The organism is Macellibacteroides sp. (assembly GCF_050251695.1).
In the GTDB taxonomy this organism is placed as follows: domain Bacteria; phylum Bacteroidota; class Bacteroidia; order Bacteroidales; family Tannerellaceae; genus Macellibacteroides; species Macellibacteroides fermentans.
The window spans coordinates 1-14,937 of sequence record NZ_JBFWMI010000025.1 but is presented as its reverse complement, the minus strand read 5'-3'; the positions used below and the strand labels follow the sequence as shown (position 1 = coordinate 14,937).

12 protein-coding genes are annotated in these 14,937 nt (G+C 41.9%); 5 read left to right on the top strand and 7 right to left on the bottom strand.

From position 1 onward, the window contains the following. Both AB7E53_RS05705 and AB7E53_RS05700 read left to right on the top strand, forming a co-directional pair. The coding region (locus AB7E53_RS05705) for a TolC family protein (RefSeq protein ID WP_446774670.1) at positions 1-375 on the top strand (375 nt) is incomplete at its 5' end. A gap of 54 nt (positions 376-429) precedes the next feature. Then, positions 430-2,067 (top strand): efflux RND transporter periplasmic adaptor subunit, encoded by a 1,638-nt coding sequence (locus AB7E53_RS05700; protein ID WP_446774668.1) that lies wholly within the window; start codon positions 430-432, stop codon positions 2,065-2,067. 95 nt (positions 2,068-2,162) lie between these two features. On the opposite strand, the gene AB7E53_RS05695 is transcribed toward AB7E53_RS05700, so the two are convergent. The 3 genes from AB7E53_RS05695 to AB7E53_RS05685 form a co-directional block, all read right to left on the bottom strand. Then, positions 2,163-4,490, bottom strand: coding sequence for a glycoside hydrolase family 20 protein (locus AB7E53_RS05695; RefSeq protein WP_446774666.1), 2,328 nt, complete (start codon positions 4,488-4,490; stop codon positions 2,163-2,165). Between the two features lie 143 nt (positions 4,491-4,633). Further along, positions 4,634-5,896: an OmpA family protein gene (locus AB7E53_RS05690; protein WP_068178327.1), complete on the bottom strand. Its 1,263-nt coding sequence runs from the start codon at positions 5,894-5,896 to the stop codon at positions 4,634-4,636. 81 nt (positions 5,897-5,977) lie between these two features. Next, a complete protein-coding gene (locus tag AB7E53_RS05685; protein ID WP_068178324.1) occupies positions 5,978-6,787 on the bottom strand; it encodes an AraC family transcriptional regulator in 810 nt (269 codons plus the stop codon). Positions 6,788-6,935: 148 nt separating this feature from the next. Here AB7E53_RS05685 and AB7E53_RS05680 point away from each other — a divergent pair, with 148 nt between their 5' ends. After that, positions 6,936-7,262 (top strand): hypothetical protein, encoded by a 327-nt coding sequence (locus AB7E53_RS05680; protein WP_446774664.1) that lies wholly within the window; start codon positions 6,936-6,938, stop codon positions 7,260-7,262. Here the strand turns inward: AB7E53_RS05680 and AB7E53_RS05675 are convergent. Next, positions 7,253-8,032, bottom strand: coding sequence for a glycoside hydrolase family 16 protein (locus tag AB7E53_RS05675; RefSeq protein ID WP_446774662.1), 780 nt, complete (start codon positions 8,030-8,032; stop codon positions 7,253-7,255). The genes AB7E53_RS05680 and AB7E53_RS05675 overlap by 10 nt on opposite strands. 174 nt (positions 8,033-8,206) lie before the next feature. Here AB7E53_RS05675 and AB7E53_RS05670 point away from each other — a divergent pair, with 174 nt between their 5' ends. Next, entirely contained in the window at positions 8,207-9,124 is a 918-nt protein-coding gene (locus AB7E53_RS05670; RefSeq protein WP_068178317.1) for a hypothetical protein, read from the top strand. A 664-nt stretch (positions 9,125-9,788) separates the two neighbouring features. On the opposite strand, the gene AB7E53_RS05665 is transcribed toward AB7E53_RS05670, so the two are convergent. From AB7E53_RS05665 to AB7E53_RS05655, 3 genes are all read right to left on the bottom strand, one after another. Then, positions 9,789-10,790 carry a GGGtGRT protein gene (locus AB7E53_RS05665; RefSeq protein WP_079681912.1) on the bottom strand — a complete coding sequence of 334 codons (1,002 nt, stop codon included), beginning with the start codon at positions 10,788-10,790 and terminating at the stop codon, positions 9,789-9,791. Between the two features lie 228 nt (positions 10,791-11,018). Then, positions 11,019-11,711: an iron-sulfur cluster assembly scaffold protein gene (locus AB7E53_RS05660; RefSeq protein ID WP_068178307.1), complete on the bottom strand. Its 693-nt coding sequence runs from the start codon at positions 11,709-11,711 to the stop codon at positions 11,019-11,021. Between the two features lie 132 nt (positions 11,712-11,843). Next, the gene (locus tag AB7E53_RS05655) at positions 11,844-12,980 is read right to left on the bottom strand and encodes a redoxin domain-containing protein (protein WP_421467652.1); all 1,137 of its coding nucleotides are present in this window, start codon (positions 12,978-12,980) and stop codon (positions 11,844-11,846) included. A gap of 258 nt (positions 12,981-13,238) precedes the next feature. On the opposite strand from AB7E53_RS05655, the gene AB7E53_RS05650 reads away from it, so the two are divergent. Further along, complete coding sequence (locus tag AB7E53_RS05650) at positions 13,239-14,885, top strand: diphosphate--fructose-6-phosphate 1-phosphotransferase (protein WP_079681915.1); 1,647 nt, start codon at positions 13,239-13,241, stop codon at positions 14,883-14,885. Positions 14,886-14,937: the final 52 nt, after the last annotated feature.

Below are 14,937 nucleotides of genomic sequence, written 5' to 3'. Positions count from 1 at the left end.
ATGGTCAAAATATCCATACCTATCTTCCGTAAAAAATACAACGCACAACAACGTGAAAGCGCTTATTATCGACAGGCCAGCGAATTGAAATATGCAGACATCCTGAATATAATGATGTCCGATTACAGTGCGTTAAAGCAGCAGTTGGAGGAGGCATCCCGTAAGATTACGTTATACGAAAAACAATATCAGCTTTCGTTATCAACGTATCATCTTATCACACGCGAATTTTCGGCCGGCTCGGCTACCCTTACCGATGTAATCGGGGTGGAAAGGCAGTTGCTTGATTACCGGCTCAAGAAGAGTGAGGCGGTGGCCGATTATAACACCCGGGTGGCGGGGATAGAGAAACTTATAGCACGGTCTTTGGAATAAAGTATTCCAAACTATCAGGCCTTTTCTGTAAAATAATAAAATAAATATATTGGAATGAAAACGATTAAAGATATTATAAAACTGAAAGCAGTTCGGTATACAGCTCTTATTCTGGGCGGTTTTTTATTGGGATGGGCATTTTTTAGCCCAAACCAGTCCAATGAGGCGTCTACACATGATCATGAACATGCTGCTGGTGAGGCAGAATCTGAAATTTGGACTTGCTCAATGCATCCTCAAATTAAACAAGACAAACCCGGAAAATGTCCGTTATGCGCCATGGATCTTATTCCTTTGCGTAAGGGGGGAGGAGAAGGAGGCGAAGCGGTCAATCCCGATGCTATTCAACTATCGGAGGAGGCTATTGCGTTAGCCAATGTGCAGACTACACGTGTAAGCAAAGGCAATCCTGTAAAAACCATGCGTTTATATGGTAAAATTGCTCCAGACGAACGAAGTCTGCAGTCGCAAACAGCCCATGTATCCGGACGTATTGAAACGTTGAATGTCGCTTTTACCGGACAGACTGTTCAAAAGGGACAGACGCTGGCAACACTTTATTCGCCGGAACTATTCAATGCGCAGCAAGAGCTATTGGAAGCTATCCGGATGCAACAGCCTATGCTGGTTACTGCGGCGCGCGAGAAACTTGCCTATTGGAAGCTTACACCAGAACAGATTGCAGCGATAGAAAAGTCGGGTAAACCATCCTCAACGGTAGCCATCAAAGCAAATGTAAGTGGTGTGGTGATGACAAAGCGTGTAAACACCGGCGACTATGTCTCGCAGGGAGGCGTACTGTTCGATATTGCCAATTTATCCAAGGTGTGGGCATTGTTCGATGCATACGAAGCCGATCTGCCGTTTATTAAAAAAGGAGATAAGATTTCTTTTACCTTACAGGCTCTACCGGGACGAACATTTACAGGTATTGTTGCATTTATTGATCCGATGATTGATCCAACAACGCGTACAGCACGGGTGAGGGTGGAAACCGGTAATCCGGGGATGGAGTTTAAACCCGAAATGTACGCAACAGCTCAATTGGAGGCTTCGTTGCGCGGACACGATAACCAGCTGGTGATACCCCAGTCGGCTGTACTGTGGACCGGTAAGCGATCGGTTGTTTACGTGAAGCAACCCAACGTAAATGTTCCTGCATTCCTTTTACGTGAAATAGACTTGGGACCTTCTCTTGGAGGATCGTATGTTGTACTGGCAGGACTTAACGAAGGAGAAGAGGTTGTAACCAATGGTGTCTTTTCCATTGATGCCAGCGCACAGTTGGAAGGCAAACGCAGCATGATGAATCCGGTGAAGACAAAACCTGTAACCGGTCACGATGGTCATGTAATGCCTGCACAGAATACTGTACAGCAAACAAATCATTCTTCGGCGCACATGCATGGTATGTCTGAAAGCAATAAGACTAAATCCTTTACCCTGGAGGTAAAAGGCAGTTGCGGCATGTGTAAAGAACGTATTGAAACAACGGCAAAAGGAGTTGCAGGGGTTACAGAAGCTGTATGGAACCAGGAAACGAAAGTGCTCAAACTCCAGATTGATACGACTAAAACATCGTTACAAGCAGTAAGTAAAGCCATTGCGAAAGTTGGACACGATACCTCGTTGCATAAAGCTGATAAAGCCGTATACGATGCTCTGCCGGGTTGCTGTCATTATCGCGAATAAAGGTTGCATCTGATTATTCGTTTTATAAATAAAAAAGAGGAGGGGATAAGTCCCTCCTCTTTTTTATTTATCAGAAACCACCTTCAAAAGTGTTTTTAAAGAATCTCTATCTCGTCAACAAAAATAAAGGCCGGATTGCCTGCACCTCCGTGCCATGATGGTAAGTTTACCTTCTTGATTGTTACCTGTACATATTTAGCCTTAACGGAAGTGAAGTCAATTTCATGCACAAATAGTCCGTCTTTATCAGCCATCTGCATTTCGGGTAATTCCTCTTTACCCACTTCGCGGAAAGTCTTGCCATCGTCCGAAACACTTACATAAACCTGACGGGCATCCATAATCCAATCGCCTTTCACAACATTTGTTGCGAAGCGAATCTTGCTGATTTCGGTAGCCTCTTTCAAATCAAAAGTCGCCACGATGTCTTTTCCCTGAAAGCCCAGCCAACGCCCCGTTTTGTAGTTGCCGTTTCCTTTTATTCCGTCGTTTAGTACCGGAGCTCCGTTAAAGCTGTACCCTTTGCTGGGTTCCTCAGTCAGGACAATGGGTTTCATGGTGCCTTTAGAGAAATATATTTTCTCTTCGTAAACCCGGCTTTCGCCCGACGAACGGATTACCCGGGCCTGGAAGTGTGTATCAGTCTTTATCTGAACCGGTGTTTCGTATTTATTGCTTTTTACGCTGGGTACACTTCCATCCGTTGTATAATATATCTCGCCATCGCCTAACGTTGATAAGCTGATAATAAGACTGCCGCTTTCAGTGTCTGTCTTTAATTCGGCATTCACATCAAAAAGATGTTTGGCAAAATTGTATCCGTTCAGAATGTAATGATCTGTAAGCTTTACACACCGGTTCAGGAAGGATTGATAATCCTTCTTTTCCTTTGCAGACCACTGAACTTCTGCCAGAGCAGCTAAACGGGGGAGAGTCATGTATTGAGCCTGTGCATAAGTAGGGATGTATTCTGTCCACAAGTTAGCCTGGGCACCGATAATATATTTTTGTTCCTCTTCTGTAAGCACATCCGGAACAGGTTCGAAATTGTATACCTTTTCAAGCGACGAGAATCCTCCGATAGCCAATGGTTCGTTGTCCGTGTCGGTCGATTGATAGTGGTCAAAATAGACATGAGAAGAGGGTGTCATAATCACATCGTGGTGCTGTTGTGCTGACTGGATACCACCATCCATACTACGCCAGCTCATAACCGTAGCATTGGGGGCCAGGCCTCCTTCCAGAATCTCGTCCCATCCGATAATGTGACGACCTTTACTTTCCACAAATTTTTCCATCCTTGAAATTACGTAGCTTTGAAGGTAAGCTTCGGCACTATGTAGTTTGTCGGCTTTAATATTTTCTGCTTTGATACGAGCCTGACACTTCGGACAGCTTTCCCAGCGAACTTTCGGACATTCGTCGCCACCGATGTGGATGTATTCGGAGGGAAATATATCAATAACCTCCGCCAAGACATCCTCCAGGAAGGTCAACGCCTGATCGTTACCGGCACAAATCACATTTTCAGAAACTCCCCATTGCGTCCATACTTCGTATGGGCCGCCTGAACATCCGAATTCCGGGTACGAGGCGAGTGCTGCCTGCTGATGACCTGGAAGGTCTATTTCCGGAACTATGGTGATAAAACGTTCGCCGGCATATTTAACAAGCTCTTTTAGCTGTTCCTGCGTATAATATCCCTCGTACGGTTTTCCATCGTACTCGCCTGTATTTCTGCCTATCACTGTTTCTTTTCTTTTAGAACCAATTTCAGTAAGCTTTGGGTATTTTTTAATTTCAATACGCCAGCCCTGATCGTCTGTAAGGTGCATGTGTAAGCGGTTCACATTGTGTAAGGCCAACAGGTCGATGTAGTTTTTTACAGAGTCTACCGGTTGGAAGTGACGGCTTACGTCCAGCATCATACCGCGATAAGAAAAACGTGGATAATCGCTAATCTTTACGGCTGCCAGTTCAACGTCTTTTTTACCACCTGTAGCAGGAATGGATTTGCGCAGCGTCTGTACACCATAAAAAACACCCGCAGGAGTAGAGCCGGCAATACGTACTCCATCGGCAGAAACCGTTAATTCGTATCCTTCTTTATTAGAGATACTCTCGTCTATGACTAACGAAATAGCCTGTGCAGATTCTGTACTGCTTACTTTTAGTTTATTTCCTGTGCTGGTTTCGATATATCCTGCCAGAAAATTGGCAACCTTTTCCATCTGGGAATTGTCTGCAGGGAAATGAATAGTCGTTGCAGAAGTAAGCTTGAAAGCCGACTGATTATCTGCCACTATCTCCCTGGGCATAGGGATGACTTGATAATCAGCTTTTACCACTTGTCTTTCCTGACAAGATAACAAGGTAGCGATGCTACACAAAAACAGCATACCTGTTTTAGTAAGTCTCAACATAAATTGTTTGTGTTTTTTTTATTAGTAAAAAAATAGCTAATGGCTAAAAAGTTCGGGAAAGCCTTATATCAAGAACTTTCCCGAATCTGGTGTAAAAATACTAAATAATGCCGAACCGACAAACAGGTTGGCGTAGCTTGCTATCACAGTTTCGTAATTTCCACCCTTCTGTTAGTAGCTTTATTGGCCGGAGTGTCGTTTGGCGAGATAGGAATGTTTTCGCCGGCACCGGCCGTTTGCATACGGGCGGTCTCAATACCAAAACCGGTTGATAGTTGCTTTTTAACTGCATCGGCTCTAAGTTTGGATAATTCGAGGTTGGCTGCGGCATCGCCATCACTGTCTGTGTGACCTTCAATCTTGATTTTGATATCCGGATTCTCTTTCAATACATCAGCAATACTTTTCAGCGTGCCGTAGGACTCGGGTTTTATGTCTGCTTTGTTAACATCAAATGTGATTCCGTAGGTTACCAGTTTCCCTTCGGTTATTAGTTTACTGCGGGTATCCGAAGCAGCCGTTGTGATTTTAAGGTTACTTACATACGGGCTGCTATGTCTGTCCCATCCCGAAAAACGAAGTCTGTCGAATTTGGTTTCGGGATAAATATTTGTAGGTGCATCCAGTACTTTGGCCCCCTGATGGTATATTCTTACCCTTCGTTTCTGTATCCATACAATAACATGGTTCAGCTCTTCCTGTATAACCGGATTACGCGATGCGTTGCCTGTAAGCCAGTCTTTATCTGTATGGTATCCTTTGGTCTCCCATCCATCTTTTTTAGGAACAATTTGTATTCCTCCTATTCCGGGATAAAGGTTGTCGTTCAGCTCTTTCGGATCAGACTTATCCTCTTGGTAAAGAGTTAACTCGATGCCATAATCGAATTGATTGTCGGGAATAAGATCGAATTCTATAATGAAATTATCCGGAAATTCAATCTCTTTCATGTAACAGTATACCGCATCTTCGCCATTCAGATGCAGCCATCTGCCGGGAGCGATGTTTACGGTTTTAACTTCGCCGGATCCATTGGAGGTCCACTGTGCCGGGAAATCACCAATGGCATCTTGCGAGAAGTCTTCAAAATAGAGAATTTTGTTGCCGGGTACAAAATCATATTGAGATGTACCCTCCAGTTTTGTTTGTTTGACACCATTTGATGCTTTGCCTTCGTTTGTATCAGATGAATCAGAATTATCCCTGTCGTCCGACTGCTTTACAGCCTTTTCGGCTTTGTCCAACTCTTTGTCGATGGCGTTTTCTGTATTTTGCTCAATACGCTCTTCAACATTTTCTACAGTTTTCTCTTTTACTTTTTTCCCCATCTTTTCCAACCAGCCCTGGGCGTTTGCCTGTAATCCGGAAAGGATACAAATACCTGCTAATAAAATAAATCGTTTCATAAGCGTAAAATTGGGTTCAACCTTATTATTTAGCTAAGGAAAGGACTTAATCTAATCTAAAATTGTAAAAAAACGACAAAATCAGGAATTCCCGGCGCCCTTGCCGCTGATAATCTGCAGGTGTTGTAAATTACGCTTAAAGAAGTAAGAGGGTGTTTCGCCAATGATATCCTTAAAGTCTTTAATAAAATGACTCTGGTCAAAAAAATGGCCGTCAAATACAAGGTCTTGGTAGTCTAGTACATGTTCTGTACGTATTTTATCCCAAAGGTAATTGAAACGAACAATGCGCATCAGTGTTTTGGGTGATACGCCCAGCCGGTGTATAAAATTACGCTCGATGGTACGAGGACTTCCTCCGCATGTTTCGATAAGATATTTCAGCGGTGTATTGATTGCATGGTTTACAATCTCTTCATATAACTTGTCTATGGCATCTGGAATATAGGGAGCCGGAAATGAATGGTTTATGTACGATTGAAAAAGAGCAACTCTTTGGGTGAAGGTTGAACAATTTTTTAACTGTTCCCAAATAGGATATAGCTGGTTGTTAGGTAAGCTGATGCTGTGTTTTGAAACCGGATCCATATCGAGATTGTATAACCTGGAAAGTACGGTTGGCTTGCAAATAACAATAAAACTATCCAGATTGCCCTGAATGCACATTTGTAATGCCCGGCGTTGAATGGAGGCTATAAAGAAAGGTTCAAGCACGTAGTTGCTGCCATCACGTAGTATCGGCCTGTCACCAAAATGAAATACAAAGGCTGCATCGTGCCGGGGTGCAAATTTATCTTCTATAGCAGTTGCTCCCCCAAATTGAAGATGCAAATATTTTTGTATCATCCAGCGATCATTCTTGTCAACTATGTATTCTTCAGAATGAAACATGGCAGACCTGGTTTTTATTAGTACAGGTAAAGATAAACAAAAAATAATACTAAAATTACTATTTACTTCTTTTATTGATGTAAATTATATAGTTTTGTAAACTAATAATTATAACCACTTTAAGACAATGAGATTTGTACGAGTTATTATGAGTAAAACCTTTATGTTGCCCGACGACATAATTGGAATAACGTTTTTCCCATTTATCATCATGCGGAAATCCTATTTTGACGAAATGCCCGAAGGTGTAAAGACGATTATGATAAATCACGAAAAGATTCATGTTGCCCAACAAAAAGAGATGCTGGTTGTATTTTTCTATCTATGGTATTTTATTGAATGGGCCATCCGGCTGTTGATTAGGCAGCCCCATGCTTACCGTAATATATCGTTCGAAGCCGAATGTTATGCCCACCAGAAAAATCCTGAATACCTAAAGACCCGTAAACGTTGGGCCTTTATGGATTATCTGTAATACCTTACCCAGTCTATTTTCATTTCGACAGGAAGCTGTTTCGGATCTACTTCTCCAACCCACGTACCTCCTAATTGCATGTCAAGCAGCAAATAGAAAGGTTTCCCAAAGGGATACTGACCCTCTTTGTCGTTGTTCAGATTGGGATACGAAAATGTATGTATATCGTTTATGGAGAAGATCAGACTGTCCGGGGTGATCTCTACGGCATATGTGTTGTATCCGTTTGGATCGATTTTTCCGGTACTTCCGTTTTTAGGTTCTTTTATACCTAATACATACGTGTAGTTTGTATGAATGGTCTGGTATGCGATTTCATCGTGATTCAGTCGTTCCATAATATCTATCTCGCCACCAAAAGGCCATTTACCATCTTGTGGTAACATCCAAAAGGCAGGCCAGGCACCTTTTGCTCCTTGCAGTTTGGCGCGTATTTCTACTTTGCCATAGGTAAAGGTTACTTTATCTTTGGTATATAAACCTCCTGTCAGGTATGGAGCCGTATCGTTTGGTAGGGTGTAGTTGTTGATTCCCCTAAGAATCAGGTTACCATCGGATACCTTGTAGAGAGAATCGAAATCAGACATGTAATTGTTCCAGTCGGATGTACCTCGGGGGATCTTGCTCCAAGTTTTGGTGTCAAACCCATTGGTTTGATCAAAATTTTCTTCCCAAACTAATTTTAGTACGCGGGTTTCGTCATCTTTGTCGCAGGAAATTCCCGGAATTGCACACAGCAAAAGGAATAACCAAATTAAGTTCTTTTTCATGTTTTTGTGTTTTATAATGTTAGATCGTTGTTTCGGATTCATGGGGCAAACTCCGAATTGCGGTAAATATACAGTTTATTTTAGATTTATGGAATCTTGTAGGGGATAAATTGGGTTAGTAAGTTATTTGTGCTTATCTTTGATCAGTTATTATTAATCAAAACTTTAATAGAAATGTTTCAGGATTTAAAGAATTATGTAAATGAGTACCTCTATAATAAAGAGGTGTTGGGTGTTTCTTCTTCGCTGGAAGAGTTTAAACGTTTGCTGACTATGTCAATTATTAAGGAGTGTAATTCTGGAATTGAAGTATATGAGGGTTACTCTCCCAGGGAAATTACACTGATGTTATACTCACCTTTCGAGTCCGATTGTCCGGTTCAGTTAAATAAACTTTCGTCGGAAGAATATGCAATGATTCCAATTTTTAGGCAGGTTAAGCGACTTATGGAAGTTATTGAAGAAAAAAAAGAATTAAAACTCACTGCCAAAGGAAATTTACCGGTTAAAATTGTAAAAGAATTGTATTCTCTAGGTATATCTGATGATTTTATAGAAGCAGGTATATACAAATTGGCTAAAGAGCAAGATTCGAAGAGGGTTCGAATTGTGAGAATCCTGGCCCATTCAGCAGGCTTAATCAAGAAAAGGAAAGGGGTACTTTCTCTTACTGTTGAAGGAGTTCGCAACTTAAAAGACGATTCCTTGTTATTAAAGACCTTAATTGGAGCTTTCTGTAGAAAGATTGACTGGGAGATCTTAGATTTTATGAACATATATGGCGATATTATTCGAATTGAGGTTGCGTTTTCAATCGTTTTACTGGCTCGTTATGGAACGGAAAAGCGTATTGAACAATTTTATGCGGTGAAAAATTACAATGCTTTTCCTCTTTATTTTGAATCACCAGTTAGTGAAGATACATTATGTTGGGATTATAACAATTCTTATAGAGAACGAATAATAAAAGGTTTTATGAAACACTTTGGATTAATAGAATTTGAACCGAGAGAAAAGATGTGTGACTCTATTTATTTACAAAAAACAGCGATTTTTGATAAATTATTCCGAATCATTCCTCCAAAGCAGTAATTGAATTATATCCGAAAAGATACTTCCTTGCGAATAAACTGAGTTTTCGCAAAATGATCTGTCATCCATCATTTTTAGGCCCGGATCCCTTTATTGAAGCGGCTTTTGACGATGACAGATACCGTGTGACAGATCCCTAGCATCTGTTATCTGTCATCTCGGTTTAAATAGATATATGAACTGATTTCAATCCTATATGATTGGAAATCAGTTCATATATCTTTGAAAAACAGATCCTATATCTTTGAGCAACGATTCATATATCTTTGAAAAACAGATCCTATATCTTTGAGCAACGATTCATATATCTTTGAGAAACAATTCATATATCTTTGAACTGCAAAAGTCATAATAAACAACACAAAAAGTATATACATTTTGGACAAAAAGTACCTGCAAATGAGAATACAAGTACCGAAAAAACTTCCCTTAAGGGAAAAATATTTTTTACTTAAGGGAAGTTTTTTTTATACTTAAGGGAAAATTTTCGTAGAAGGGGTGTTGGTTTTTAGCTAATACAGTGTAACTTATAAAAAATTGAGTAGACACTTTTAGATTCCTTAAACTGAAAACATAGTCACCTGCCGGATTGGATTATTGGTTAAAACAAAAAACTCCTGCAATCATTGTGACTGCAGGAGTTTTTGTATCGTAATTATTCTAATTACTTGTTCATAGCTTGTTCGATGGCTACGGCAACAGCAACGGTAGCACCTACCATTGGGTTGTTACCCATACCAAGGAATCCCATCATTTCTACGTGAGCTGGAACTGATGAAGAACCAGCGAACTGAGCGTCGCCGTGCATACGACCCATAGTGTCTGTCATACCGTAAGAAGCAGGACCGGCAGCCATGTTGTCCGGGTGAAGTGTACGACCTGTACCACCACCAGAAGCAACAGAGAAATACTTATGTCCGTTTTCCATACATTCTTTCTTGTATGTACCTGCAACCGGGTGCTGGAAGCGGGTAGGGTTGGTTGAGTTACCTGTGATAGATACATCAACACCTTCTGCACGCATGATGGCAACACCTTCACGTACATCGTCTGCACCGTAGCATTTTACTTTTGCACGAAGACCTGTAGAATAAGGAGTTTCCTTAACTACGTTCAGGTCGCCTGTGTTATAGTCGAACTGAGTCTGTACATAGGTAAAACCATTGATACGAGAGATAATCATAGCTGCGTCTTTTCCTAAACCGTTCAGGATAACGCGCAATGGTTCTTTACGTACCTTATTTGCCATTTCGGCGATTTTGATTGCACCTTCGGCGGCTGCGAATGATTCGTGACCGGCAAGGAATGCAAAACATTTTGTTTCTTCGCGAAGCAAACGTGCACCCAGGTTACCGTGACCGATACCTACTTTGCGGTCGTCGGCAACAGAACCTTTGATGCAGAATGACTGCAGACCGATACCGATAGCTTCTGCTGCGTCGGCTGCATTTTTACAACCTTTCTTGATTGCGATTGCTGCACCTACAACGTAAGCCCATGCTGCATTTTCAAAACAGATTGGTTGTGTTTCCTTACACATGGTATAAGGATCGATACCGGCAGCATCGCAGATAGCTTTTGCTTCGTCGATGTCTTTGATATCGTATTGGTTTAATACCGCGTTGATGTTATCGATACGACGGTCATAACTTTCAAATAAAGCCATAATGATATTGTCTTTAAATTTTTTTACCTTGTTGTTGTTTAGCTATTTGTAAGCTACTTTTTAAAGTTTTTGCTTACAAAGAATAAGGATAGAAGAAGGTTGATAATAATCACGCCTCCACAGCACGCCAGATAAAATGCTTTCCAGGGTGGTAACACCATGTAGCAGATTACAGAAGCAATCACAATGATTACAATAAGCCCGATGAGGACACGCTGTATTATCTTCTTATTCATTACGAGGATCGATGTATTTTACAGCTTCTTTAAAACGACCGTAAGAGCCTTTCGCTTTTTCTAGCGCTTCATTGGCTTCAACACCTTTCTTCACCATTTCCATAAACTTGCCAAGGTGAACAAATTCGTAACCGATAACTTCGTCATTTGCATCAAGGGCCATGCGGGTGCAATAACCTTCTGCCATTTCAAGGTAACGGGTTCCTTTCGCCAAAGTTCCGTACATAGTACCAACCTGGCTACGCAGACCTTTACCTAAGTCTTCAAGACCTGCTCCGATAGGAAGACCGTCTTCAGAGAAAGCCGACTGTGTACGACCGTAAACGATCTGCAGGAACAATTCGCGCATGGCGGTATTGATCGCATCGCAAACTAAGTCTGTGTTCAGGGCTTCAAGGATTGTCTTACCCGGAAGAATTTCAGATGCCATAGCAGCAGAGTGAGTCATACCCGAACAACCGATCGTTTCGATCAGGGCTTCCTGGATGATTCCTTCTTTTACATTCAGCGTAAGCTTACAGCTACCCTGTTGAGGTGCACACCAGCCAACACCGTGTGTTAAACCTGAAATGTCACTGATTTCTTTGGATCTAACCCATTTTCCTTCTTCAGGAATTGGAGCAGACGGATGGTTAGCTCCCTTTTTTACAACACACATGTGTTGTACTTCATGTGAATAAATCATAATCGCTAATTTATTATAATATAAGATAATTATAAATACCTTACGTAAGTGTTTTTAAGTTAGACGTTGCAAAAGTAGTTGTTTTTTCGACATCATGCAATAAAAAAGGGAGGCTGCCCTCCCTTTTTTTAATTACTTTATCAGCTCTGCCAATTTAGTGTTAAGTTCTTCGCCATGCAAGTTCTTTGCGAGTATAGTTCCGTCTTTATCAACCAATACGGTATGAGGAATGCTGTTTACGCCATAAAGGGCGGCTCCTTCTGATTCCCAGAATTTAAGATCGGATAATTGCTTCCATTCCATATGCATGTTTTTTACTCCTTCCACCCAGGCGTCTTTATCTTTATCCAATGAAACACCTACAATTTCGAAGCCTTTTTTGTTATACTTTTTGTAAAGTTCAACCAATGCAGGCATCTCTTTGCGGCAGGGAGGGCACCACGATGCCCAGAAGTCGATCAACACGATTTTACCCTGACCAACATACTCGGACAGCTTGTGCATGTTGCCTTCCATATCGGCCATCTCGAAGTCGGTGAACTTCTGGCCTACGGCAACCTTGCCTAATACCTCAAGTCTGGCAATTACGCGGTCGATACCCGGTACGGCCTTAAAGGTGGAATCGGCTTTAGCTATAATTTCCTGTTGTACGGCTTCGTCCAGATAAGAGCTGAACGAACGGAATACGTATGCTCCGGATAGCTTGGTTGGGTTCTCACTGGCATATTTTCCAGCAAAATCAAGTCGGCGATTGAAAAGGGCTTCCGATTTCTTTTCTACTTCAGCTTTGGCTTCAGCAGTAAGGCTGTCGAAGTTACCGATGCTGCTGGCGAAAGCAACCTCTTCAGCATTTATTTTTTCCATTTCAGTTGTAAATGCCTGAATGGCTTCGTTTTCAATAGTTCCGGCAACCACAGATACGGTGTCGAGAGTAACAAGAATAGGAGCATTCTCAAGAACAATGGTTGCAGAATAAGGACGGTTTTGTCCCGGTCCGGTCTGACGTGGAGAGATGTTTTCCATATCGGCCTGACTGAAACGGATCACACGAAGGGCAGGAGAGGCCTGATCACCTTTAAAAAGAAATGCACCCTCCTGAACAAGAGCACTATCCAATGGTGCGGCATCACGTACTCCAAACTCATACATATACACATACTTTCCGTTAAAGTCGGCGCCGGCTACCTTACCGGTAAGCTGATAAGAGGGTTTGGTACTGCAGCTGATCAGTGCTATTGCAGAAGCTGCCAGGAAAAGGAATTTTTTCATATACTGTGTTTTTTAATAAATAAAGCGAATCCATATACATAAGATGCGAAGATAATGGATTTGCCGGTTACTTCCCTTTGTTTTACCTTAAAAAGATTTAAGAACTGAATAATTGTGCAGTATGGATTGGCATGTGCTTTCGTATTTCAATAAATAATGCGATATTTGCATCGTATTACTACTTAGGCAGTGTAAAATGAAAACTACTGCCTTATGAGCGACTCAAATGATAAGTTTCTATATAAATCAGATTAAGAAATGACAAAAAGTGCATTACAAATTGCAAGAGCAGCTTACCAGCCAAAGGTGCCTGCTGCTTTGAAAGGTGCTGTTAAGGCCGTAGAAGGTGCTTACACACAATCAGTTGCCGATCAGGATGAGGTGAAGAAATTATTCCCCAATACCTATGGTATGCCTGTGGTTACTTTCGAAAAGACAAGTAGTCCAAAAGCGATGCCTGCCATCAACGCAGGTGTAATTCTTTCTGGTGGTCAGGCTCCGGGCGGACACAACGTAATAGCTGGTATCTTCGACGGATTGAAGTCGTTGAACAAGGATTCACGTTTGTTCGGTTTCATTTTGGGTCCCGGTGGATTGGTTGACCACAATTACATGGAACTTACTGCCGATATCATTGACGAATACCGTAACACCGGTGGTTTTGATATGATCGGTTCTGGTCGTACCAAACTGGAAGCAAAAGAGCAGTTTGATAAAGGTCTTGAAATTCTGAAGGAGCTTGACATCAAAGCGCTGGTAATTATTGGTGGCGACGATTCAAATACAAATGCTTGTGTATTGGCCGAATATTATAAGGCTATCGGTGCAGGTGTACAGGTAATCGGTTGTCCTAAAACGATCGACGGCGACCTTAAGAACGAGCAGATCGAGACCTCTTTTGGTTTTGATACAGCTTGTAAAGTATATTCTGAGGTAATCGGTAATATTCAACGCGACTGTAATTCAGCACGTAAATACTGGCACTTCATTAAATTGATGGGTCGTTCGGCTTCACACATTGCTCTTGAATGTGCTTTGCAGACACAGCCTAACGTATGTATCGTTTCTGAAGAGGTTGAGGCAAAGAATATGTCATTGGACGATGTTATCACACAGGTTGCCGAAGTGGTTGCCAAACGTGCTGCCAACGGAGACAACTTCGGTACAGTGCTTATTCCTGAAGGTTTGGTGGAATTCATTCCTGCCATGAAACGCCTGATTGCCGAACTGAGTGACTTCCTTGCTCACCACGAAGATGAGTTCAAATTGATCAAACGTTCTGAACAACGTAACTATATCATCAGCAAGCTGACAAAAGAAAATTCTGAAATCTATGCAAGTCTGCCCGAAGGTGTTGCCCGTCAGCTTACATTGGATCGCGACCCGCACGGAAACGTACAGGTTTCATTGATCGAAACAGAAAAATTGCTGGCCGAAATGGTTGGTACACGTCTTGCTGAATGGAAGAAAGAAGGTAAATATGTTGGTAAGTTTGCTGCACAGGTACACTTCTTCGGTTACGAAGGCCGTTGTGCTGCTCCTTCTAACTACGATGCCGACTACTGCTATTCTTTGGGTTATACAGCTTCTTGCCTGATCGCTTCGGGTAAGACTGGTTACATGTCGTCTGTACGTAACACAACTGCTCCGGCCGACCAATGGATTGCCGGTGGTGTGCCCATCACAATGATGATGAACATGGAAAAACGTCACGGAGAAATGAAGCCTGTTATCCAGAAGGCTCTTGTAAAACTTGACGGTGCTCCTTTCAAGACTTTTGCTGCAAAACGCGAAGGTTGGGCGCTTACAACCGACTATGTATATCCGGGTCCTATCCAGTACTTTGGTCCAACTGAAGTATGCGACGAGCCTACAAAAACATTGCAATTGGAATTGGCAAAGTAATTTGTATACGGTGCAAATAAAATAGAAAGGGCTTCCTGTAAAGGAGGCCCTT